21 protein-coding genes are annotated in these 23,407 nt (G+C 71.2%); 12 read left to right on the plus strand and 9 right to left on the minus strand.

Features of this window, described 5'->3' with window-relative positions; translation table 11 throughout:
- Positions 1 to 5: 5 nt before the first annotated feature.
- The 6 genes from ACCO44_RS05580 to pdhA form a co-directional block, all read right to left on the minus strand.
- A complete protein-coding gene (locus ACCO44_RS05580; protein WP_372468819.1) occupies positions 6 to 875 on the minus strand; it encodes a 3-hydroxyacyl-CoA dehydrogenase family protein in 870 nt (289 codons plus the stop codon).
- Positions 872 to 1,627, minus strand: coding sequence for an enoyl-CoA hydratase/isomerase family protein (locus ACCO44_RS05585; protein ID WP_372468820.1), 756 nt, complete (start codon positions 1,625 to 1,627; stop codon positions 872 to 874). Before ACCO44_RS05585 ends, ACCO44_RS05580 begins: the two co-directional genes overlap by 4 nt.
- A complete protein-coding gene (locus ACCO44_RS05590) occupies positions 1,627 to 2,817 on the minus strand; it encodes an acetyl-CoA C-acyltransferase (RefSeq protein WP_372468821.1) in 1,191 nt (396 codons plus the stop codon). Before ACCO44_RS05590 ends, ACCO44_RS05585 begins: the two co-directional genes overlap by 1 nt.
- A gap of 126 nt (positions 2,818 to 2,943) precedes the next feature.
- Positions 2,944 to 4,395, minus strand: a complete 1,452-nt coding sequence (locus tag ACCO44_RS05595; protein ID WP_372468822.1) for a dihydrolipoamide acetyltransferase family protein — start codon at positions 4,393 to 4,395, stop codon at positions 2,944 to 2,946.
- A complete protein-coding gene (locus ACCO44_RS05600) occupies positions 4,392 to 5,420 on the minus strand; it encodes an alpha-ketoacid dehydrogenase subunit beta (RefSeq protein WP_372468823.1) in 1,029 nt (342 codons plus the stop codon). The genes ACCO44_RS05595 and ACCO44_RS05600 overlap by 4 nt, the downstream gene beginning before the upstream one ends.
- Positions 5,417 to 6,541: a pyruvate dehydrogenase (acetyl-transferring) E1 component subunit alpha gene (gene pdhA, locus ACCO44_RS05605; protein ID WP_372468824.1), complete on the minus strand. Its 1,125-nt coding sequence runs from the start codon at positions 6,539 to 6,541 to the stop codon at positions 5,417 to 5,419. The genes ACCO44_RS05600 and pdhA overlap by 4 nt, the downstream gene beginning before the upstream one ends.
- Positions 6,542 to 6,692: 151 nt before the next feature.
- Between pdhA and ACCO44_RS05610 the strand changes: the two genes are divergently transcribed.
- From ACCO44_RS05610 to ACCO44_RS05630, 5 genes are all read left to right on the plus strand, one after another.
- On the plus strand, positions 6,693 to 7,130 hold the full coding sequence (locus ACCO44_RS05610; RefSeq protein ID WP_029262374.1) for an Lrp/AsnC family transcriptional regulator: 438 nt from the start codon (positions 6,693 to 6,695) through the stop codon (positions 7,128 to 7,130).
- Positions 7,131 to 7,343: 213 nt separating this feature from the next.
- Positions 7,344 to 8,876, plus strand: a complete 1,533-nt coding sequence (locus ACCO44_RS05615) for a DUF222 domain-containing protein (protein ID WP_372468826.1) — start codon at positions 7,344 to 7,346, stop codon at positions 8,874 to 8,876.
- 124 nt (positions 8,877 to 9,000) lie between these two features.
- Positions 9,001 to 10,149, plus strand: coding sequence for an ROK family transcriptional regulator (locus ACCO44_RS05620; protein WP_372468827.1), 1,149 nt, complete (start codon positions 9,001 to 9,003; stop codon positions 10,147 to 10,149).
- Between the two features lie 52 nt (positions 10,150 to 10,201).
- A complete protein-coding gene (locus ACCO44_RS05625) occupies positions 10,202 to 11,131 on the plus strand; it encodes a polysaccharide deacetylase family protein (protein WP_105711960.1) in 930 nt (309 codons plus the stop codon).
- Entirely contained in the window at positions 11,128 to 12,453 is a 1,326-nt protein-coding gene (locus ACCO44_RS05630; RefSeq protein ID WP_372468829.1) for an MFS transporter, read from the plus strand. Before ACCO44_RS05625 ends, ACCO44_RS05630 begins: the two co-directional genes overlap by 4 nt.
- 1 nt (position 12,454) lies before the next feature.
- Here the strand turns inward: ACCO44_RS05630 and galE are convergent, their stop codons facing one another.
- From galE to galT, 3 genes are read right to left on the minus strand one after another with little or no spacing between them, the layout of a single operon-like run.
- A complete protein-coding gene (gene galE, locus ACCO44_RS05635; protein ID WP_372468830.1) occupies positions 12,455 to 13,435 on the minus strand; it encodes a UDP-glucose 4-epimerase GalE in 981 nt (326 codons plus the stop codon).
- A gap of 49 nt (positions 13,436 to 13,484) precedes the next feature.
- Positions 13,485 to 14,678 carry a galactokinase gene (galK, locus tag ACCO44_RS05640; protein ID WP_372468831.1) on the minus strand — a complete coding sequence of 398 codons (1,194 nt, stop codon included), beginning with the start codon at positions 14,676 to 14,678 and terminating at the stop codon, positions 13,485 to 13,487.
- On the minus strand, positions 14,675 to 15,889 hold the full coding sequence (gene galT, locus ACCO44_RS05645; RefSeq protein ID WP_372468832.1) for a galactose-1-phosphate uridylyltransferase: 1,215 nt from the start codon (positions 15,887 to 15,889) through the stop codon (positions 14,675 to 14,677). Before galT ends, galK begins: the two co-directional genes overlap by 4 nt.
- A gap of 148 nt (positions 15,890 to 16,037) precedes the next feature.
- Here galT and ACCO44_RS05650 point away from each other — a divergent pair, with 148 nt between their 5' ends.
- The 7 genes from ACCO44_RS05650 to ACCO44_RS05680 all read left to right on the plus strand — a co-directional run bounded on the left by ACCO44_RS05650 (position 16,038) and on the right by ACCO44_RS05680 (position 23,332).
- Positions 16,038 to 16,988, plus strand: coding sequence for a LacI family DNA-binding transcriptional regulator (locus ACCO44_RS05650; protein ID WP_372468834.1), 951 nt, complete (start codon positions 16,038 to 16,040; stop codon positions 16,986 to 16,988).
- Between the two features lie 123 nt (positions 16,989 to 17,111).
- On the plus strand, positions 17,112 to 18,275 hold the full coding sequence (locus ACCO44_RS05655) for a Gfo/Idh/MocA family protein (protein ID WP_105711949.1): 1,164 nt from the start codon (positions 17,112 to 17,114) through the stop codon (positions 18,273 to 18,275).
- A gap of 7 nt (positions 18,276 to 18,282) precedes the next feature.
- The gene (locus ACCO44_RS05660; protein WP_372468835.1) at positions 18,283 to 19,455 is read left to right on the plus strand and encodes a dihydrodipicolinate synthase family protein; all 1,173 of its coding nucleotides are present in this window, start codon (positions 18,283 to 18,285) and stop codon (positions 19,453 to 19,455) included.
- Positions 19,452 to 20,318, plus strand: a complete 867-nt coding sequence (locus ACCO44_RS05665; protein ID WP_372468837.1) for a sugar phosphate isomerase/epimerase family protein — start codon at positions 19,452 to 19,454, stop codon at positions 20,316 to 20,318. The genes ACCO44_RS05660 and ACCO44_RS05665 overlap by 4 nt, the downstream gene beginning before the upstream one ends.
- Positions 20,319 to 20,362: 44 nt before the next feature.
- Entirely contained in the window at positions 20,363 to 21,127 is a 765-nt protein-coding gene (locus ACCO44_RS05670; RefSeq protein WP_372468838.1) for a sugar phosphate isomerase/epimerase family protein, read from the plus strand.
- A gap of 28 nt (positions 21,128 to 21,155) precedes the next feature.
- Positions 21,156 to 22,226 (plus strand): LacI family DNA-binding transcriptional regulator, encoded by a 1,071-nt coding sequence (locus ACCO44_RS05675; protein ID WP_262001563.1) that lies wholly within the window; start codon positions 21,156 to 21,158, stop codon positions 22,224 to 22,226.
- Complete coding sequence (locus tag ACCO44_RS05680) at positions 22,223 to 23,332, plus strand: glycerate kinase (protein WP_372468841.1); 1,110 nt, start codon at positions 22,223 to 22,225, stop codon at positions 23,330 to 23,332. The genes ACCO44_RS05675 and ACCO44_RS05680 overlap by 4 nt, the downstream gene beginning before the upstream one ends.
- Positions 23,333 to 23,407 lie beyond the last annotated feature (75 nt).

The following is a 23,407-nucleotide window of genomic DNA, read 5'->3' on the forward strand; positions in this document are numbered from 1 at the left end:
TCCCTTCATGAGGCGTCCCATTCGTAGAAGCCGCGTCCGCTCTTTCGTCCGAGGTGGCCCTCGGCGACGAGGCGGCGCAGCAGAGCCGGCGGTTCGAAGCGTTCGCCGAGGTTCGCGGCGAGGTATTCGGAGATGCCGAGCCGCACGTCGAGCCCGACGATGTCGGTGAGGCGGAGTGGCCCGACCGGATGCTTGTAGCCCAAGGTCATCGCGGCGTCGATGTCTGCGGCCGAGGCGACGCCCTCTTCGAGCATGCGGATCGCCTCCAGGCCGATCGCGACGCCGAGTCTCGACGACGCGAACCCGGGGGCATCGGCCACGACGATCGGCGTCTTGCCGAGGGCGTGCACCCAGGCCCTCGCATCGTCGACGAGCGGGGGAGCGGTGGCCGTGCCGCGCACGATCTCGACCAGGGTGGACGCGGGCACCGGGTTGAAGAAGTGCATTCCGAGGAAGCGCGACGGACGGTCCAGCACTGCGGCGAGCTCATCGATCGAGATCGACGAGGTGTTCGAGGCGAGGACGGCGTCCGGTCCGATCTGCGCTTCGACGCGAGTGAGGGCGTCGACCTTCAAGGCCAGATCCTCGGGCACGGCTTCCACGACGAGGTTGCACGGAGCGAACAGCGCGAGATCTGTGCCGGTGTCGAAGCACGCACGGTAGGCGTCTCCCGGTTCGGCCGCGGTGCCGCGGGCGATCGAGGCGTCGACGGATTCGAGCACGCGATGGGCGGCTGCCGCGGCAGCATCCGCATCGCGTTCGACGACCGTCACGCGCGAACCCGCGAGAAGGAACGCGTGGGCGATGCCGGCGCCCATTCGCCCGCCGCCGAGCACTCCGACGTGCGCGGGAGCGTGAGGCGTGGCCTCGGTCATCGGTCTCTCCGTTCCAGGAAGTCGGTCATGCGTCGGAACTTCTCCGGGCTCTCGAAGAGCTCGGCCTGGGCTTCCAGATCGGCGGCGGGGTGGCGGTCGCGGGGCGCGCGGAACACCCGTTTCGTCGCGATGGTGGCGGCCGGGTCGTTGCGGGCGATCCGGTCGGCGATCGCCTCGGCTGCGGCCAGCAGTTCCTCGGGGTCGTGGATCGCCGAGACGAGGCCGATGCGCAGCGCCTCCTCGGCCTTCACCGTGCGGCCGGTGAGCAGCAGCTCGATCGCCCTGGCATCGCCGACGATCTCCTTCAGCCGCCAGCTCGCGCCGGCCGCGGCGAGGATGCCGAGGCCCGTCTCCGGGTTGCCGATCGCGAGCGAGGGCGTGGCGATGCGGATGTCCGCGGCGTAGGCGAGTTCGGCGCCGCCTCCCAGGGCATAGCCGTCGATCGCCGCGATGACCGGCATCGGCAGCTCGGCGACCCGGACGAAGGCGTGCGCGTTGATGCCGCGCAGCGCGTCGGCGGCCCGGCGTTCGCGCAGCTCGGCGATGTCGGCGCCCGCCGCGAAGACGCCGTCGGCGCCGACGAGGATCAGGGTCCGCGGCGTCTCTTCGAGCTCGTCGCAGAGCAGGTGCAGGGCATCGATCGTGGCCTGGTCGATCGCGTTGCGCTTGTGGGGACGGTTGAGAGTGGCGACCACACGGTCGGGGTGCCGCTCGACGAGCAACGGCTCTTCGGGATTCGCCGGGCCGGGCATCACACCTTCTCCAGGATCACGGCCGCACCCTGACCGACGCCCACGCACATGGTCGCGAGTCCGTACCGGGAGCCCTCGCGCTCCATGCGCCCGAGCAGTGTGATCAGCAGGCGGGAGCCGGACGAGCCGAGCGCATGGCCGAGGGCGATGGCCCCGCCGTCGGCGTTGACGCGCTCGTCGTCGAGGCCGAGCCGACGGATGGAGGCGATCGACTGTGTGGCGAAGGCCTCGTTGAGCTCGACGGAGCCGATGTCGTCGATGGTGAGTCCGGCGCGGCGGAGCGCCTTCTGCGTCGCGGGCACCGGGCCGAGGCCCATGACCTCCGGTGCGAGACCGGCACTGGTGCCGACGACGATCCGGGCGCGGGGCACGAGGCCATGGCGCTCGACCGCTTCGGCGCTCGCCACGAGGATCGCCGAGGCGCCGTCGTTGAGGGCGCTGGAGTTCCCGGCCGTCACGACCTGGCCGCCGGCGACCACGGGGCGCAGTCGGGCGAGCGCCTCGAGCGTGGTCTCGGGTCGTGGGCCCTCGTCGACCAGCACCTCTCCGGCCGCGGTCGGCACGCCGACGATCTCGGGGGCGAAGCGTCCGGTCGCGATCGCGGCGGCGGCGCGCTGCTGCGAACGCAGGGCGAAGGCGTCAGCCTCGTCACGCGTGATCCCGTCGATCCGGGCGACCTCCTCCGCGGTCTCGGGCATCGAGAAGGTCGCCTTGTCGCGGGCGACGAGGCGCGGGTTCGGGAAACGCCAGCCGATCGAGGTGTCGAAGGCCGCGCCCGGTTTGGACCAGGCCTTCTCCGGCTTGGCCTGTACCCAGGGCGCACGGGTCATGGACTCGACGCCGCCGGCGACGATGAGGTCGGCATCGCCCGCGCGGATCGCCTGCGCGGCCATGGTCACGGCCGACATGCCCGAAGCGCAGAGCCGGTTCACCGTGATGCCCGGAACGCTGTCGGGGAGCCCGGCGAGCAGCACCGCCATCCGGGCGACATTGCGGTTGTCCTCGCCGGCCTGGTTCGCCGCCCCCAGGATCACCTCGTCGATGTCGATCTGCGTCGCATCGATGCCGGCCCGGCGCACCGTTTCGGCCACCACGATCGAGGCGAGGTCGTCGGGGCGGACGGTGGCGAGCACGCCGCCGTAGCGCCCGACCGGGGTGCGCGCCCCTCCGACGAGGAATGCCTCGGTCATGCGGATCTCCTGACTTCGTCGTCTCGGCGGGGGCTCGTCGCCCTCTCGCGCGGCCAGGAATTACTGACCGATCGTATGGTAATTATGGCACACGCGCCGCGTCGGCCCGAGGGGCTTCGGGCGGTCTCAGACCCGCACGAACGCGCGCAGCGGATGCTCGATGAGCTCGGTGACGCGCCGCAGGAATCCCGCCGCGTACCCGCCGTCGCAGACGCGATGGTCGAACGCGAGCGACAGCTGCACGATGCGACGCGCGACGATCGCCCCGTCGACGACCCACGGCCGCTCGATGATCCGGCCGATGCCGAGGATGGCGACGTCCGGGTGGTTGATGATCGCCGCCGAGCCGTCGACGCCCAACCCGCCGTAGTTGTTGAGGGTGAAGGTCGAGCCGCGCAGGCGTTCCGGCGGCATCGTGCCTGCTCTGGCCGTGGCGGTGAGCTCGCGCAGTGCCGCATCGAGCTGCTCCACGGTGAGGGCGTGCGCACGGGGGACGACCGGGACCAGGAGTCCGCGTTCGGTGTCCGCCGCGATCCCGAGGTTCACACCGTCGAACGAGATCAGCTCCTCGCCGCTCTCGTCGAGTCGCGAGGCCAGCACCGGATAGTCCTCGAGGGCGAGCAGGACGAAGCGCGCGAGCAGTGCCGTGACCGAGGGGGCCTTGCCGCCCTCCGGGGCCATCTGCGCGCGGAGGGCCCATAGGGACGTGGCATCGACGTCGACCCAGACGGTGGCCTCGGGGATCTCGGTGCGACTGCGCGTGAGCTTCGCGCTGACCGCGCGCCGCAGCGGCGACATGCGCTCGCGGGAGACGACGTCGAGCCCGTCGACGGACTCACCCGTCCCGTTCGTGGCGCGGTGATGCGCGGCCGCGCCGTCCACGGCGTTCTCGACCGCGGCCTTCAGCACGTCGGCGCGGGTGATCGCCCCGTCGGGGCCGGTCGCGGCGATCGTGTGCACGTCGAGGCCGAGATCGCGGGCGAGGCGACGGACGAGGGGGGAGCGCACGGCCACCGGGCGGCGGACGGATGCAGCGAGGGCAGGGGTCGCGTCAGGGTCGACGGCGGCGGCCTTCGATGCGGATGCCGGTGCCGGTGCCGGTGCGGGTGCGGGTGGGGATGCGGTCGGGCGGTCGACTCGGACCGACGCGGCGGCCGGCCGTCGCCGCCCCTTCGTCGTGTGCGCTGTGGTGCCGTAGCCGATCAGCACGTTCCCGGATCCGGCGCGTTCCTCCTCGCGGTACGCCTCATGCTCGGGGGTGCTCGACGCTGCAGACCCGGCAGCATCCGGAGTCGTTCCCTCCGCCGCCGATGCCGATTCCGGGTCGGCGACCTCGAGCACCGGTGCACCGACGTCGATGGTGTCCCCGGCGGTGCCGTGGAGAGCCGTGACGACGCCGGCGAACGGCGATGGCAGCTCCACCACGCTCTTCGCGGTCTCGACCTCGGCGATCGGCTGGTCGGTCGTGATGGTGTCGCCCACCGCGACGAGCCACGTCACGAGTCCCGCCTCAGTCAGGCCCTCGCCGAGGTCCGGCAGGCGGAAGATGTGCGTGGACGGCTTCAGCGGGGCGCTCATACGTCGTCCTCCCAGTGCAGGGTGTCGATCGCATCGAGCACGCGGTCGACATCGGGCAGGTACCAGTGCTCGAGCTTCGGAGGTGCGTAGGGGGTGTCGAACCCCGTGACCCGTCGGACCGGGGCCGCGAGGTACTCGAAGCAGCGCTCGAACACGCGGGCCTGGATCTCCGAGGCGACGCTCACATATCCGGGGGCCTCGGCGATGACCACGGCACGGCCGGTGGACTTCACCGCGGCGGTCACGGTCGCGTCGTCGAAGGGGGAGAGCGAGCGCACGTCGACCACCTGCACGCTGCGCCCCTCGGCGGCGGCGACATCGGCGACCTCGAGTGCGAGCGGCACGGAGGCGCCGTAGGCCAGGAGCGTCACATCCGTGCCCTCGCGGGCGATACGGGCGGTGCCGAGTTCCGTGGTGATCGAGGTGTCGACTTCGCCCTTCGACCAGTACAGCTTCTTCGGCTCGAGGAAGATCACCGGATCCGGCGAGGCAATCGCCGCGCGCAGCAGCGAGTAGGCATCCTGCGGCGTCGACGGACTGACGACCGTGAGGCCGGGGGTGTGCGCGTAGTAGGCCTCGGACGAGTCGCAGTGATGCTCCACGCCGCCGATGCCGCCACCGAACGGGATGCGGATCACCAGCGGCATCCGCATCCCACCGCGTGTGCGGTTGCCGAGCTTGGCGACATGGCTGACGACCTGCTCGAACGCCGGAAGTGCGAACGCGTCGAACTGCATCTCCACCACGGGGCGCATCCCGTTCATGGCCATGCCGACCGCGGTGCCGACGATGCCGGACTCGGCCAGGGGTGTGTCGAAGCAGCGCTCCTCGCCGAACCGCGCAGTGAGGCCGTCGGTGATGCGGAAGACGCCCCCGAGCGCCCCGACGTCCTCACCGAAGACGACCACATCCGGGTCGGACTCGATGGCGTCGGCGAGTGCTCTGTTCAACGCGGCGGCCATGGTCATGGTGGTCGCCGTGGGGGACTCGACCTCGGTGCGGGTGTCGTCGTGTGTGATCGTCATCGGTGGCCTCCGTTCGGGGTGATCTCTGCACTCGCATCGGCGAGGCGCGAGCGCTCGATCTCGTCGCGCAGCAGGTGCCATTGCTCGTCGAGCTGTGGCGAGCGTGTCGCGGTGACGAAGCGGAACAGGTCTTCGGGGTCGAGGTCGGCGTCGGTGTTCAGCGCGGTCCGCATGGCCGCGGCGATCGCCTCGGCTCCGGCGGCGAACCGCTCCTCGGCGTCGGCGTCGAGAGCCCCGGTGTTCGTCAGGTGGGTGCGCAGGCGAAGCAGGGGGTCGCGGGCGGTCCAGGCCTGCACCTCATCGCGTTCCCGGTAGCGGGTGTCGTCGTCGGCGTTGGTGTGCGCCTGCATCCGGTAGGTGTGCGCCTCGATGAGCGAAGGGCCGCCGCCGGTACGGGCGCGATCCACCGCCTCGCCGAGCACGGCGAGCACGGCGGCGACGTCGTTCCCGTCGACACGCTGTCCCGGCATCCCGTAGCCGACCGCCTTGTGGGCGAGGGACGGAGCCGCGGTCTGCCGCGAGAGCGGGACCGAGATCGCGAACCCGTTGTTCTGCACGAAGAAGACGACCGGCACCTGGAAGACGGCGGCGAAGTTCATCGCCTCGTGGAAGTCGCCCTCGCTGGTGGCGCCGTCGCCGCACAGCGCGAGCACGACCGTGTCCTCGCCGCGATGCTTGGCCGCCTGCGCGAAGCCGACCGCGTGCAGCAGCTGGGTGGCGAGCGGGGTGGCCTGCGGTGCGACCCGGTGGGAGCGCACGTCGTAGCCCGAGTGCCAGTCGCCCTTGAGGAGGACCATCGCGTCGGCGGGTTCGACTCCGCGTGCGATGACGGCGACCGAGTCGCGATAGGTCGGGAACAGCCAGTCCGTTTCGCCGAGAACCATCGCGGCGGCGACCTGGCACGCTTCTTGACCGTGGGACGACGGGTAGACGGCGAGACGTCCCTGACGTACGAGCGCGCCGGCCTGGTCGTTGATGCGGCGGCCCTCGACGAGGCCGCGATAGGCGGCCAGCAGGGTGTCGCCGTCGGGGAGCGCGTAGTGCTCGTCCGCGACAGGCTGTCCGTCCGCATCGATCAGTTGCACCGCGGTGTCTCGCGGAAGCATGTCGGTGTGCAGCATGCGCTCGTCCTCCTTGCCGAACTCGGTGGGGACAGCTTGCCTCTGTGGGCGACAGTCATCCAAGATCATCCGCGAAATACTGGATGGAAGAGCGACAGATGCGGCATTCTTGATCGAAGTGTCAGATTTTCTGGCCCGAGGAAGGGGTGTCATGATCGCGCTGGACGACACGGACCGAGCGATCCTCGAGGAGCTGCGTCGCGACGCGCGCTCGTCGATGACGGCGATCGCGGATGCCGTGCACATCTCGCGCGCCGGTGCGCACGCGAGGATCAAGCGCCTCACCGACGCCGGTGTCATCACGGGATACACGGTCCGCACGGATCCCGTCCTGCTCGGGCACCATGCGAGCGCCTACGTGACCCTTGCCATCGAGCAGGCGACGTGGCAGGCGGTGAGCGACCGGCTGCGCGCGATCCCCGAGATCGAGCACATGGCGCTCGTCGGCGGTGACTTCGACGTGATCCTGTTGGTGCGCGCCAACGACGCCCGCGACCTGCGTCGAATCGTGCTCGAGGACATCCAGGCGATCCCTTCGATCCGCTCGACCCGGACCACGCTGATCTTCGAGGACTACACGCGGGAGTAACGGGGACGCGGGCGCGTTCTGCGGTGCGGGTGGGTTCTGGGGCGTGGTCTGCGGCGGCGGGGTCTGCGGGGGCGGGGTCTGCGGCGAGTGTGGACAAGTGCTGCGTCGGTGTTTCTGTGGAGGGCGTGTCGGTGTTTCGCGTGTTTCGGAATATTGCTCTGAACTGGGGTTATCGGGGTTTGAATGTCTGTGGTCCCGGGTTGACTTAGGGGTATGAACAACCCCGTGGAGGTGCTCGGCCAGGTCGTCGCTGACCTGGATGCGGTGCTGCGCTCTGACGTGATCGCCCGGCTCGGTGACGACGAGAAGATGGGGCTGTTGCGGGTCGCGGGTGAGGTGCAGCGGCGGGTGGAGGCGGTGGTCGTGGAGACGGTCGCGTCGGTCGATGAGCGGCCGGCGGGGTCGGGGGAGCCGGCGTTCTGTGGGCGATATGGCTGTCGCACGGTGAACGAGTTGCTGCAGCGGGTGTTGCGCACGGATGCTGCGGGGGCGGGGCGGGTGGTGAAGGCCGCGAAGGCGGTGCGGCGGGAGGTGGGGGTGTCGTCGGGGGCGTGGTTGCCGGCGCGGTGGCCGGCGTTGCGGGTGGCGTTGGTGGACGGGACGATCGGGGTCGCGGGGCTGTTGGCGGCGATCGGGCCGATCGAGCAGGCCGGGTCCCGGGTCGGGACGGCGGACCGGTTGCGGGCGGATGCGGAGTTGGCCGCGTACGCGCGGGGAACCTCTGTTGCTGACCCGGATGCGGGTGCGGATGCGGAACCGGACGCTGGCGGGGATGTTGGACCGGCGGCGACGCCGGAGGATCTGCGGTTGTTGGCGCAGGTGATCGTGCAGTATCTCGACCCCGATGGTGCGGAACCCGCGGACGACATCGCGATGCGGGTGCGGGGGCTGACCCTCGGGCGCGCGAAAGACGGGGTGATCCCGGTCCGGGGACGGTTGCTGCCCGAGGTCGCGGGACAGTTGCAGCGCCTGTTCGACGCGTACCTGAACCCGAAAGTCGACGGACCACCCGTCCCCGGAGTCATGTTCCGGCCTTCGGACGCGACGAACTCGGAAACGAACTCGGAAACCCTCGATGACGGTGCGGGTATGGACGACGACGCCCTTCCGTCCGGTGACCCGGGACGGATGGTCGACACCCGCTCCCGGTCGCAGAAGCAGCACGACACCCTCGCCGCGATCCTCGGCATCGCCGCCCGCCACGACGACACCCCACGCCTGGGTGGGGGCGCGCCCACACTGGTGGTGTCCGTCACCGCCGACGACTACACGACCGGCCGCGGCTGGGCGCACATCGACGGCATCGACACCCCCGTCCCCACCCGTGTCGCCGTCCACACCGCGTGCGCGGGCGGGGTGCAACGGGTGCTGTTCGACCCGCACGGGCGGATCATCGGCATCAGCACCACCGACCGGATCTTCACCGCGCATCAGCGTCGCGCGATCACCCTCCGCGACCGCGAGTGCCTCATCCCCGGCTGCCACGTCCCCGCGACCTGGTGCGAGATCCACCACGTCCACGAGCACGCCCACGGCGGCCCCACCCACACCGACAACGGCGTCGCCCTCTGCTGGCACCACCACAGAACCCTCGACACCAGCGGATGGGAGATCCGCATGCGCCACGGCACACCCCACGTCCGCGGACCCGCCTGGTGGGACCCCACCCGACGCTGGCGCACCCCACGACCCCCGACACCACGACCGGCACCTGAGGCCTGCCGGTCGACTGCGCTCAGAGCATGAGCGGCCACGACCGGGCTCGGCGTGAACTGTCGACCTGTGCGACACGATGTGGCATGCTTGCGGGCATTGCGCCGGGCCCCGTTTCTGGGGCCGTCCGTGAATCGAGAGGTAGACGCCGGAACACATGTCCAGACCACTCGCGGGACCGCAGGGCCTGCTACGCACGCTCAACGGTCGCGCGATCCTGGAGGCGCTCGCGCGCAGCGGTCCGCAGACCCGCGCGGAGCTGATGTCGGCGACGGGGCTGTCCCGCACGGCCGTCACCCAGGTGCTGCGGATGCTCGAGGCAGCGGGCGCCGTCGCCTCGGCAGGCATCGACCGCGAGACGCGCGGGCCTGCCGCCGGTCGCGTGACCCTGCATCCGCGGCTCGGGTTCGCCGCCGCCGTGCACATCGACCACCACGCCGCGCACGTGGTGCTCGTCGACGCCCGCGGAGTCGTGCACGCCGAGGAGCACGCCGTGCTGCCCATCCAGGAGGACCGCGTCGAGCAAATCGTCGCCCTCGTCGACCGTTGCCGAGGGTCGGTGAAGGCGGCCAAGGGGGCGATCCACCTCGCCGTCGTCGGCATCCCCGGGATCGTCACCGCCGACGGCGGCATCCGCGACGATCTCGGTCCGGACGGCGGCGCCTTCCGCGCTGCGCTGACCGCATCGCTCGGCTGCCCGGTACGCATCGAGAACGACGTCAACCTCGCCGCCCTCGCCGAGCTCACGGCGGGCGTGGGCGGCGACCTCGCCAGTTTCGCGCTGCTGCTCCTCGACGACGGGCTCGGTGCCGGCATCGTGATCGACGGCGCACTGCACCGCGGATTCTCCGGTGTCGCGGGCGAGGTCATGTACCTGCCACAGACTCCGCTCCCGATCGGGGCGCCCATCGTGAGCGACGCCGTGGTCGGAGATCTCGCACTCGGGGTAGGGCGAGACGCCGAGGCCACGTTGGAGGACCATCTCGAAGCCGCTGGTCGCGGTGACGAAGCCGCGATCCGGGTCGTCGCCGAGATCGGCAAGCGCATCGTCCTCGTGGCCGGCAGCATCGGCCTGGTGCTGGACCCGGAGGCGTTCATCCTCAGCGGCACGGCAGCCCATCCCGTGCTGGTCGACGCGATCCAGCGCGTCGCAGACGAGTATGCCGCCCAGCTGCCGCTGCGGTTCCTGGTCTCCTCGTTCGGCCCGGAAGCCCCGCTGGTCGGCGCCGTCGACGAAGCGGCATCCGCCCTCCGCAGCATGCTCTTCACCCGCATCCTGACGCCGACGCCGAAGCCCGGCCGCTGAGCACCCCCGATCGTCGCCCCCGATCGCCCGTCCCTACCCGACAGGACCTCTGATGACCGCTCCCTCCGATCTCGCCGACCGCCTCGGCCTCGCACCCGGCGCCAGGGCGATCATCCTCAACGCCGACGACTTCGGCATGTGCCATGCGGCGAACACCGCGATCGTCGAGCTGCTCACGACCGGGCACATCGACTCGACGACCGTGATGGTCCCGTGCTCGTGGTCGCCCGAAGCACTGGCCTTCGCGGCTTCCCGCACCGATCTCGACGTCGGCGTGCACCTGGTGCTCACCAGCGAGTGGAGACGCTACCGCTGGCGCCCATTGACCGGCACGGGAACGAGCCTCGTCGACGCCGACGGGTTCTTCCCCGCTGATGTCGCGACCGTCGAGCGGGATGCGACCGACGACGATGTCGCCGCCGAGCTCGCCGCCCAGCTGCAGGCCGCGCTCGACGCCGGGGTCGACGTGACGCACCTCGACAACCACATGGGCTCGGTCTACGGCCTCGTCACCGGCCACGACTTCCTGCGCCCGGTGTTCGAGCTCGCCGCCCGCAACGGCCTCCCGTTCCGGCTGCCGCGGACGATGGACGGGGTGGGGGAGGATGCCGCGTTGCAGGCCAAGCTCGACGACGCGGCGGCCGCAGCGGACGCCAGCGGCATCGAGATCATCGATCGGCTCTGGTCGCATCCCTTCGAGCTCCTCCGCGAGGGCGAGCCCGACGAGGAGACCTACGAGCAGGTGCGCGACGGCTTCATCGCGTTGCTGCGCGCTGTTCCTGCCGGCGTCACCGAGATCTACCTGCACCCGATGATCGACGACGACGAGCTCCGGGCCGCGGTCGACTTCAGCGCGGCGAAGCGTGGGTACGAGCTGCGTCTGCTCACCGACCCCGCCGTGCTGCAGGCCATCGAAGACGAGGCTCTCGTGCGCATCGGCTGGCGTGACCTGCGCGACCTGCAGCGGTCGTCCGCGCGATGACGGTTCTGGGCGAACGCCTGCGCGATCGACGGCTGGATGCGGCGCCGACCAGGGCGCAGACGATCGCATTCGGGGCATCCGGGTTCCCGACCCAACTGATGGCGCAGACCTTCTCGGCCTTCATCGTCTACTTCTACGTCTCACACCTCGCTGTCCCAGCCGGATGGGTGGCCGCGGCGATGATCGCCCACGGTGTGCTGAACGCGGTGCTGAATCCGGTCGTCGGCACGATCTCCGACCGGCTGCGCACTCCCTGGGGTCGGCGCATCCCGTGGATCGGTCTGGGCATCGTGCCGCTCGTGGTCGCCTTCGCGCTGGTGTGGATGCCGCCCGAGCTCCCGGCGGCCGGCCTCATCGTGTGGTTCCTCGTGGTCGTCGCCGTGTACGACATCGCGTTCGTCGTCGTGGTGCTGAACATCTCGGCCCTGTTCCCCGAGATCTTCCGCACCACCGAGGAGCGCGCCCGAGGCAACGTGCCGCGGCAGATCTTCGCGATCCTCGGCATGGTCCTCGGCACCGCCGGCGCGCCCGCCCTGTACAGCGCGCTCGGGTGGCCGGGGATGGCCCTGGTGCTGGGCGCCGTCTGCCTGGTGCTGCTCGTGTGGTCGTTCCTCGGCGGGATGATCGAGCGCCGGGTCCCGGAGGCGGCTTCCGAGGCCATGCGGTGGGGCGACCAGCTGAAGTACACCTTCCGCAATCGGGCCTTCGTCCCCTACGTGCTCGGGTCGCTGTTCGTGCAGACCTCGATCGCGGTGATCCTCGCCGCGATCCCCTTCTACGTGCGGTACTCGCTCGGGGCTGCCGAGGGAGAAGGCAGTCTGCTGCTCGGGGCCATCTTCGTCACCGCGATCCCGTCGATCGTGCTGTGGAGCGCGGTCGTCCGCCGCACCTCGCCGCGCACGGCGGTGCTGTGGAGCGTGGCGGTCTTCGGCGTCGCCGTGCTCGGCTACCTCGCCCCGTCGGACGTGCTCGGGGCGGTGCTGGTCGGCGTCGCGGTCGGGGTGGGCGTCGGCGGCCTGCTGCAGCTGCTCGAGGTCATGCTCGCGCAGATCATCGACGAGGATGCCGTGCGCACCGGGCACCGCCGCGAGGGGGCCTACTTCGGGGTCAACGGCTTCGTGGTGCGAGGATCGGTGGTGCTGCAGGCGATCGTGGCCGCGGTGGTGCTGACGGCATCCGGATTCGATGCCACGCTCGGCGACGCGCAGCCCGAGAGCGTCGACGGTGGAATCCGTCTGATGCTCGCCGTGATTCCGCTCGGGTTCACCGCCCTCGCGTGGCTGTGCTTCTGGCTCTACCCCATCCGCGCCCGCGACATCTGAGTCAGGCCGACGCCGCCTGCCGCGCCTCCCACCCCGTGCGCACCATCTCGTCGACCGTGTACCGCATGGTCCAGTCGAGGTCGCGGGCGGCGAGCTCGCCGGTGGCGACGATGCGGTCGGGGTCGCCGGGGCGGCGGGGGCCGATCTCGGGCGTGAAGTCGATGCCGGTCACGCGGGCGACGGCATCCATGATCTGCTTCACGCTGAGTCCGTCGCCGGAGCCGAGGTTGTACGCCGCCTCGATGGGGCTTCCGTCGGCGAGGCGCTGGGCGGCGGCGACGTGGGCGGCGGCGATGTCGCCCACGTGCACGTAGTCGCGCACATTCGTGCCGTCGGCGGTGTCGTAGTCGTCACCGAAGATCTTCGGGGTCTTGCCCGCGAGCAGCGCCTCGAACACGATCGGGAAGAGGTTGTGCGGGCTCACGTCGTAGACGGTCGGATCGGCGGAGCCCACCACGTTGAAGTACCGCAGCGAGGTGTGCCGCAGCGGGCGCGCGGCGTCGGCCGTCGCGATGGCCTGGTCGCGCAGCAGCCACTCGCCGATGAGCTTCGATTCGCCGTAGGGGCTGGCCGGCTTCTTGGCGGTGTCCTCGACGACGAGCGCGACGTCGGGGGTGCCGAACACCGCAGCCGACGACGAGAACACGATGTTCGAGACGCCCGCGGCTTCCATCGCCTCGAGGATGATCCGGGTGCCCTCGACGTTCTGCGCGTAGGTGTGCAGCGGGCGCTGCACCGAGACGCCCGCGTACTTGTACCCGGCGACGTGGATGACGCCCTGGGCGTCGTGGTCGCGCAACGTCTTCTCGACCAGGTCGCGATCGAGGATGCTGCCCTGCACGAACGGCACGCCCTCGGGCACGAACGACGCGACGCCGCTGGAGAGGTCGTCGAGCACGACCGGGGTGAGCCCTGCTTCGGCGAGGGCCCGGACGACGTGGGCTCCGATGTAGCCGGCGCCGCCGGTGACGATCCAGGACATTGCGTTCCTCTCCTGCCGCGGAGTGATCGCGGCTCGATCGATCATTCTCTCAGGCGTCGCGGAGCGGACCTGCGGAGGGGGTGACCGTGAACAGGTGCGGAGCGCCGAATCCCGAGGCGGCGAACGCGGCGGTCACGGCACCCGACACCGCCTCGACGGCATCCTGCTCGATCAGCGCGATCGCAGCACCGCCGAAACCGCCGCCGGTCATGCGGGCGCCGAGAGCGCCGGCGGCCAGCGCGGTGTCGACCGCGGTGTCGAGCTCGACGGTCGAGATCTCGAAGTCGTCCCGCATTGACACATGCGACGCTACGAGGAGGTCGCCGATGGCTCTCGCGCCCTTCTCCCGCAGCACCTGGACGGTGTCGAGCACGCGCTGGTTCTCGGTGACGATGTGACGCACGCGGCGGAAGGTCACGTCGTCCATCAGCTCCTGAGCGCGGGGAAGGTCGGCGATCGACACGTCGCGCAGGGCGGGCACGCCCATGAGTGATGCCCCGAGTTCGCACGACGCCCGGCGTTCGCGGTAGCCGCCCGTGGAGTGGGCGTGCTTCACGTGGGTGTCGATCACGAGGATCGCGAGTCCGGCCTCGGCGATGCCGAGCGGCACCGGCCGGGCCTCGAGCGAGCGGCAGTCGAGGAAGATCGCGGTGTCGGGCTGACCGAGCATGGACGCCATCTGGTCCATGATCCCGGTGGGGGCCCCGACGGCCTCGTTCTCGGCGCGGCGTCCGACGCGGGCGAGAGTCGTGGCGTCGAGGCCGGTGCCCCAGAGCTCGTTGAGGGCGGATGCCGTCGCCCCCTCGATCGCGGCGGAGGAGGAGAGCCCGGCGCCCACCGGCACGTCGGAGGCGATCGCGATGTCGAGGCCGCGGAACGGGCCGTCCTCGGCGGTCTCGCGCCGCAGCGCCCAGGCGACTCCGAGCGGGTAGGCGGCCCACTCCGGGACGGCGGGGTGTGTGCCCGGCGCGGTCGGGAAGAGTCCGTCGAGCTCGTCCAGGCCGACCTCCACCGGTTCCTCGGCGAAGGTCGAACCGACCATGACCCGGCCGCGATCGTCGCCGCGCAGCCCGACTGCGGCGACCGTGCGCTGGGGGATGGCGAACGGCAGCACGAAGCCGTCGTTGTAGTCGGTGTGCTCGCCGATGAGGTTGACGCGGCCCGGTGCCGACCAGAGGCCGTCGGGCTCGCGGCCGGTGAGGTCGGCGAACAGTGCGCGGGCGTCGTCGTGGGCGGCGGTCATGCGGATGCTCCGTCGGAGGTCGGGTTCGGGGTCTGGTTCGGGGATGAGCGTTCGATCGCCTCGCGGAGGCGTGCGGCGCCCACCTCCGGCGGGACCTCGGCGGCCCACGCCCCCATCGCGGCCTCGGAACCGGCGAGGAACTTCAGCTTGTCAGCGGCCCGGCGCGGGCTCGTCAGCTGCAGGTGCAGGCGCACGGTGTCGCGGCCGATGTGCACGGGCGCCTGGTGCCAGGCGGCGATGTACGGGGTCGGGGTGTCGTAGAGGGCATCGACGCCGCGGAGCAGGCGCAGGTAGAGCGGGGCCAGCTCGTCTCGTTCGGCCTCGGTCGTCTCGGCGAAGTCGGGCACGTGGCGGTGCGGCATCAGGTGCACCTCGAGGGGCCAGCGGGCGGCGAACGGCACGAAGGCCGTCCAGTGCTCGCCGCGGAACACCACGCGCTCGGAGGCCTGCTCGGACTCGAGGATGTGCTGGAACAGGTCGGGCGCGGTGCGGTCGATCGAATCGAGCAGCCGGGTGGTGCGCGGCGTCACGTAGGGGTAGGCGTAGATCTGGCCGTGCGGGTGCGGCAGGGTGACCCCGATCGCCTCGCCGCGGTTCTCGAACGGGAAGATCTGCTGGATGCCGGGCAGCTTCGAGATCGCGGTCGTGCGGTCAGCCCAGGCCTCGATGACCGTGCGGGCGCGGGTGACGGACTGCGTGCCGAAGGAGCCGGAGTGGTCGGGACTGAAGCAGACCACCTCGCAGCGGCCGACCGACGTGCGGGTGCGACCGAGGCCCAGGGCGGCGAGGTCGTCGAGGCCTCGAGGCGCGTTCGATGCCTGTGGGGCGGTGCCGACGGCCTCGGCGAGGGCGGGGCCGAATGCGGGGGAGCGGTTCTCGAACACCGCGACGTCGTAGCGCGACGGCACCTCGGAGGGGTTGCCCGGTGTCTGCGGCGCGAGCGGGTCCGCGTCGGCGCTGGGCATCATGACGCGGTTCTGCCGGTTGGCGGCGACAGTGATCCAGTCGCCCGTGAGCACGTCGAGGCGCATCGTCGCGGTGTCGGGGCGCGGGTCGAGGGTGCGGGCATCGACGGCGCGCTCGGCTCCGAGCGCGGTGCCCGGATCGTCGTAGTAGATGAGGTCGCGGCCGTCGGCGAGGGTGGTGGCGCGTTTGACGACGCCGGCGCCGAGGGTCTCGGTGCGCAACTCAGGAAGATCGTGCGTGTTCACGTAAACATGGTACCCACAGGGCCGTGATAACGTCAACATTGCGGAGTTGTGCACCGGCGGCGAACGGAGAAAGTGCGTGGGAGACGAACGCGACCTGGTCGGGGAACCGCGCTCGGGACGGCACGCATCACCGTCCGGACGTGTATCGATGGCAATGGTCGCCGCCCGCGCCGGGGTCTCGGGCCAGACCGTGTCGCGCGTCGTCAACGGCAGCCCGCGTGTCGACCCGGACACCCGCGCCCGCGTCGAGAGCGCGATGGCCGACCTCGGGTATCGCCCGCACCGTGCCGCCCGCGCCCTGCGCACCGGACGCTCGCAGACCATCGGCCTCGTCGTCACCACCCTCGCCACGGTCGGAAACTCGCGGATGCTGCAGGCCACGGCCGAAGCGGCGGCGGAACGCGGATATGCCCTGACGCTCGTGACCGCGACCGACGGCGTCGCCGAGGCGTTCGAGCGGCTCGCCGAGCAGGAGGTCGACGGCGCGATCGTGCTCAACGAGGCCTCGGCACTCGTGCCCGCGACGCAGCCCCCCGCGGGACTGCGCCTGGTCGTGGTCGATGCGCCGACCGACGCGGGGGTCACCTCCGTGCACAGCGACCATGCGGGCGGTGCGGCTGCGGCGACGGCTCGGCTCCTCGCCCTCGGACGCGAGACGGTGCACCACCTCGCCGGTCCCGAAGACTCCTTCGCGGCTGTCGAGCGTGAGCGGGGATGGCGCGAGACGCTGATCGCCGCCGGCATCCACCCGCCCGCCGTGGTCCGCGGTGACTGGAGTGCCGACTCGGGATACTCGGCGGGGGGAGCGCTCGCCGGAGCATCCGCGGTCTTCTGCGCCAATGACCAGATGGCGCTCGGACTGATGCGCGCCCTGGCCGAGTCCGGCCGCCGGGTGCCCGAGGATGTCGCGGTCATCGGCTTCGACGACGTGCCGGATGCGGCGAACTACCGTCCGCCGCTGACCACGATCCGGCAGGACTTCGCCGCCCTCGCCCACCGTGCGGTCGCAGCGCTGGTCGATGCGATCGAGGGTGCTCCGCGGTCCGAGTGCTCCGCGGTCATCCCGACCGAGCTCGTCGAGCGCGACAGCGCGGGCTGACCTCGGGCACGAAAGCGCTTCGGTTGCGTTCGACTCTCGTCTCGTGGCATGATCTCGGAAAGCGCTTTCCACTCACGGTCGAGAGAAAGCGGCGACTGCTTCCCGCGAAAGAAACGGAACACCATGACCCAGGCGAACACCCGCGAGATCGGCATCATCATGAACGGCGTCTCCGGACGCATGGGATACCGGCAGCACCTGGTGCGCTCGATCCTCGCGATCCGCGAGGAGGGCGGCATCGAGCTGCCCGACGGCTCCCGCATCACGGTGAAGCCGATCCTCGTCGGCCGCAGCGAGGCCAAGCTCGCCGAGCTCGCCGCGAAACACGGCATCGAGGACTGGACGACCGATCTCGACGCCGCCCTCGCCGACCCCCAGTGGGAGATCTACGCCGACTTCCTGGTGACCAAGGCCCGCGCCACCGCGATCCGCAAGGCCATCGCCGCCGGCAAGGCCATCTACACCGAGAAGCCCACCGCCGAGTCTCTGGAGGAGGCGCTCGAGCTCGCCCGCCTCGCGAAGGACGCCGGCATCAAGACCGGCGTCGTGCACGACAAGCTCTACCTGCCGGGCCTGCAGAAGCTCAAGCGCCTGATCGACTCCGGGTTCTTCGGCCGCATCCTCTCGGTGCGCGGCGAGTTCGGCTACTGGGTGTTCGAGGGCGACTGGCAGCCGGCCCAGCGCCCGAGCTGGAACTACCGCACCGAAGACGGCGGCGGCATCATCACCGACATGTTCCCGCACTGGAACTACGTGCTCGAGAACCTCTTCGGCGAGGTCAAGAGCGTCTACGCGCAGGCGGCCGTGCACATCGCCGACCGCTGGGACGAGAAGGGCGAGCACTACACCGCCACGGCCGAAGACGCCGCCTACGGCATCTTCGAGATCGAGGGCGGCGTGATCGCCGAGATCAACTCGTCGTGGACCGTGCGGGTGAACCGCGACGAGCTCGTCGAGTTCCAGGTCGACGGCACGCACGGATCGGCCGTGGTCGGGCTGTTCGGTGCGAAGATCCAGCCCCGCAACGCCACGCCCAAGCCGGTCTGGAACCCCGACCTGGAAGACACCCGCGACTACGACGCCGACTGGCAGAAGGTGCCCACCAACGACGTGTTCCTCAACGGATTCCGTCAGCAGTGGGAGGAGTACCTGGTCTCCTACGTCGAGGGCACCGACTATCCGTTCGACCTGCTCGCCGGCGCCCGCGGTGTGCAGTTCGCCGAGGCCGGTCTGACATCGAGTGCCGAGGGTCGCAAGATCGCCCTCGAGCCGCTGACGCTGGGCTGAGGCGCGCATGAGCACCCTCCGACTTCTCCGCGCGACCGGGGAGACCGCCGACGTCTCCCTCAACGACTCGGGCGCGTACACCCGTCCGACCACCCCGCTGCAGAGCCGGGTCGCCTACGCCGCCGCGCATGTGGTGCCGAAGGTGCACGCCGACAACACCCCGGGGCAGCCGGCCGACATCGACTGGGACGCCACGCTCGCGTTCCGCCGCAACGTGTACTCGTGGGGGCTCGGCGTCGCCGACGCGATGGACACCGCACAGCGGAACATGGGGCTGGATGCCGCGGCCACCCGCGAGTTGATCGCCCGCAGCGCCGAGGTCGCCCGGGAGGAGGGCGGCTCGGTCGTCGTCGGCGTCAACACCGACCACGTCGCCGAGACGCACATCTCACTCGAACAGGTCATCGCCGCCTACCTCGAGCAGCTGCACTTCACCGAGGAGCAGGGAGCCGGCCCCGTGCTCATGGCCTCCCGCCACCTCGCCCGCGTCGCGACGGATGCCGACGACTACCGCCGCGTCTACCGCGAGGTGCTGTCGCGCGCGACCGTTCCCGTGGTGCTCCACTGGCTCGGCACGGCGTTCGACCCCGAGCTGGCCGGATACTTCGGAGCCGACGACTGGCAGACGGCATCCGCGGTGCTGCTCGATGTGATCGCAGAGAACCCCGACAAGGTCGCCGGCGTCAAGATGAGCCTGCTGAACGCCGAGTCCGAGATCTCGGTGCGGGAGCGACTGCCCGAGGGCGTGCGCATGTTCACCGGCGACGACTTCAACTACGTGAGCCTGATCGGCGGCGACACCGTCGGCGACGGCGCGGGGCACTCGGACGCACTGCTCGGGGCGTTCGCGGCGATCACCCCGGTGGCGTCGGCGGCGATCCAGGCGCTGGATGCCGGCGACCCGGAGGCGTACCTGCGCATCCTCGGCCCGACCGAGGAGCTCAGCCGACAGGTCTTCGCCGCGCCGACCTTCTACTACAAGACCGGTGTCGCCTTCCTCGCCTGGCTGAACGGGCACCAACCGGCGTTCCAGATGGTGGGAGGCCTGCACTCCGCGCGCAGCCTGCCGCATCTGAGCCGCATCGTCGAGCTCGCCAACGCCTCGCTCGCGCTCGAGCAGCCCGACCTCGCCCGCGAACGGTGGCACGGGATGCTGCGCCTGAACGGAGTGGACGCGTGAGCGCCGTGGATCCGCGCCTGTCGATCAACCAGGCGACCATCAAGTACGCCGACCTGGCCACGGCCCTGCGGGTCACCGCCGACGCCGGCATCCAGGCGATCGGACTGTGGCGCGAGCCGGTCAACGAGGTCGGCCTCGACATCGCGGCCCGGATGCTGTCGGACTCGGGGCTGCGCTTCACGACCCACTGCCGTGGCGGCTTCTTCACGCTGCCGGCCGGGGCGGAGCGGGATGCCGCGCTCGACGACAACCGTCGGGCGATCGAGGAGACCGCGACCCTGGCCGCCGCCGGTGCCGAGGGCTCGACCGCGGTGCTCGTGCTCGTCGCGGGTGGCCTGCCCGAGGGGTCGCGCGACCTGATCGGGGCGCGCGAGCGTGTCCGCGATGCGATCGGCGTTCTCGCTCCCGAAGCGAAGGCCGCGGGGGTCACACTCGCGATCGAGCCGCTGCATCCGATGTTCGCCTCCGATCGTGCGGTCGTCTCGACGCTCGGTCAGGCGCTCGACATCGCCGCCGATTTCGAGCCCGAGGTGGTGGGGGCGGCGGTCGACACCTTCCACATCTGGTGGGACCCGCAGGTGCTCGAGCAGATCGCCCGCGCGGGTCGCGAAGGCCGCATCGCCACCTACCAGGTGTGCGACTGGAAGACGCCCCTCCCGTCCGACGTGCTGCTCTCGCGGCATTACACCGGCGACGGGGTGATCGACTTCGGCTCGCTCACCCGTGCGGTCATCGCGACCGGGTACGACCGCGACATCGAGGTCGAGATCTTCAACGCCGACATCTGGGCGGATGCTCCTTCGAACGTCGTGCGCCGCACGGCTGACACCTTCGCCGCGGCCGTCTCCCCGCACCTCGGATGACGCCCGCCGGTCGCCGGCAGGAACGGGACTGAGAGGATGACGCCATGACCCGCACCCGCCCCGGACTGTGCTCGGTGACCTTCCGCGCGCTCGCGCCCGAGCGGATCATCGAGCTCGCAGCGGATGCCGGGCTCGAGGCGATCGAGTGGGGCGGCGATGTGCACGTGCCGTCGGGAGACGTTATACGCGCCGGGAAGGTCGCCCACCTCACCGCGGACGCGGGCCTCGCGGTCGCGTCGTACGGGTCGTATTTCCGCGCCGGAGCGGACGAGCCCCTGACCCCGGTGCTCGACAGCGCCGAGGCCCTCGGAGCCGATCGTGTGCGCATCTGGGCAGGCAGGATCGGCTCGGATGCCGCGACCCCCGACGACTGGAGCGCGGTGGTCGACCGACTGCAGGCCGCGGCAGCAGAGGCGGCGGCCCGCGGCATCGCTCTCGCTCTCGAGTTCCACTCCCGCACGCTCGCCGACACGGCGCCGACGACGCTGCGGCTCCTCGCCGAGGTCGGCAGCCCGGCGCTGTCGACCTACTGGCAGCCGACGGTCGGAGCCTCCGTCGACACCGTGCTGGAGGAGTACCTCGCGCTCGCCGCGCACACGCGGGCGGCCCACGTCTTCTCCTGGTGGCCACAGGACGAGCGGTTGCCCCTGCGCGCGCGGGACGCGCTGTGGACCCGGTTCTTCGCGGCGGCGGCATCGGCCGCGGCGCCCCCACGGGATGCGCTTCTCGAGTTCGTGCCCGGCGACGATCCGGCCCTGCTCGCCCGCGAGGCGGCAGCGCTGCGCGACTATCTGGAGAGGCCCGCGTGACGAATTTCCGGGAAGTAGGCTCGGAGTCATGACCAACCCCGCATCCCCCGCGGAGCGGCCGTCGTCGGAGCGCGCCTCACGTCATCCCCGCGGCCCCGCGCCCACGCTGCACGACGTGGCTCGCGAGGCCGGTGTCTCCTTGGCCACGGCCTCGCGCGCGCTCAACGGCTCGGAGCGCAAGGTGGCCGAATCGTTCCGCGAACGCGTCGAAGCCGCAGCGGCGAAACTCGGCTACACCGCCAACGTCTCCGCCCAGGCGATCGCCCGGGGCACGTCGCCCGTCATCGCCCTGCTCGTCGCCGACATCGCCGACCCCTACTTCGGGCTGATCGCATCCGGCGTCGCGCGTGGTGCCGACGAGCACGGACTGGTCGTGACCATCGCGATCACCGAACGCGATCAGGAGCGGGAAGCGCGGATCGTGCGCGCTCTGCGCGGCCAGCGTCCGCGCGGGCTGATCCTCGCGGCCTCGCGCACGCAGGAGCCCAGGGAGGTCGACACCGCGCACGAGCTCGCCGAGTTCGCCCGCCTGGGCGGCACGGTCGTCGCTTTCGGGCCGGACGGCGACGCGGATCGGCGCATCGAGATCGACAACCGTTCCGGCGCCGAGGCGCTCGGTCGGCGGATGGCCGAGCTCGGCTACCGCTCAGCGATCGTGCTCGGCACCGCCGAGGGCGTGCGCACCTCGGATGATCGTCTGGCCGGTTTCCGCGCCGGGTTCGAGGCCTCCGGGGGCGCGGTGGAGAGCGTGCGGCGGGGGGACTTCCGGCGCGAATCGGGTGCGGCGGGCATGGCGGCCGCCCTCGCCGACGGGGTGCCGGCGGGAACCCTCGTCTTCGCGATCAGCGATGTCGTCGCGATCGGTGCGATGTCCGCCATCCGCGAGGCCGGTCGCGAGATCGGCGCGGACATCGCCGTCTGCGGCTTCGACGACGTGCCCGCGAGCAGCGACGTGTCCCCGGCGTTGACGACCGTCCGCGTACCGCTGACCGAGGTGGGCTACCAGGCCTTCCGCGCGACGGTCGACGCCGATTGGGAGCAGTCGCCGCTCCCGCTCGAAGTCGTCGTGCGGGCGAGCACTCCCGCGATCCCCCGATGACCCGCGTGGTGCTGGCGCCCGACAGCTTCAAGGGCACGCTCACGGCGGCCGACGCCGCGGCGGCGCTCGCCGAGGGATGGACCGCGGTCGATCCGGCCGCGGAGTTCGTGCATCGACCGATGGCAGACGGCGGCGAGGGCACGGTCGCCGCGTTCGAGGCCGCGGTCCCCGGTGCGGTTCGGATGCCCGTGGTCGTCGACGGGCCTGCCGGCACCCGCATCGACACCTCGTGGCTGCTGCTGCCGCCGAGCAAGGGTGCGCCCGCGGGAACCGCGGTGGTCGACCTCGGCTCGACCTCCGGAATCGAGCTCCTCGACGAGCTGCGGCCCTGGGATGCCGACACGACGGGCCTCGGCCAGGCCATGGCCTCAGCCCTCGATCACGGTGTCTCGTGTCTCGTGGTCGGCATCGGATCGAGCGCCTCGACCGACGGCGGCACCGGGATGCTCACCGCGCTGGGTGCGCGGTTCCTCGACGCGTCCGGCGCCCCCGTGGCCCGCGGTGCCCGAGGGCTCGCCGAGATCGCCTCGGTCGACCTGACGGCGTTGCGAGCGGCGCCCGAGGTGCGCGTGCTGACCGACGTCACCAACCCGCTCACCGGCCCGCGGGGTGCCGCCGCGGTCTTCGGGCCGCAGAAGGGGCTGCGTTCGGCAGAAGACATCGCCCTCGCCGACGACGGTCTGCGCCGCCTCGCCGACCTGCTGGGCATCGACCCGGCGGGGGAGGGGTACGGCGCGGCGGGAGGCACCGGTGCCGCGCTCGTCGTGTGGGGCGGTGTGCTCGCACCCGGCGCCGCCGAGGTGGCCGAGCTCATCGGCCTCGCCGACGCGATCGCCGACGCCGACTTCGTCATCACGGGCGAAGGCTCCTACGACGGACAGTCCGGCGACGGCAAGGTGCCCTCGTTCCTCGCCGGCCTCGCCGCCGTCGCGGACACCCGCGCGCTGCTCGCCGCCGGGCGCATCACCGCGGATGCGGACACCGCGCTGTTCGCGGCATCCGTTTCTCTCACCGATCTCGCCGGCTCCTCCGAGGCCGCTCTCGCCGACCCCGCGCGCTGGCTGCGCGAGGCCGGCGCCGTGCTGGCTCGCCCCGCCGCCTCCTGAGGTGCTTCTCGGCGTTTCCCCGTCGAAAACCAACCATCCGACGTAGGGTTCGCCCTCTGCTACGATCAGCGCAGA

Source organism: Microbacterium maritypicum (genome assembly GCF_041529975.1).
Lineage (GTDB): Bacteria > Actinomycetota > Actinomycetes > Actinomycetales > Microbacteriaceae > Microbacterium.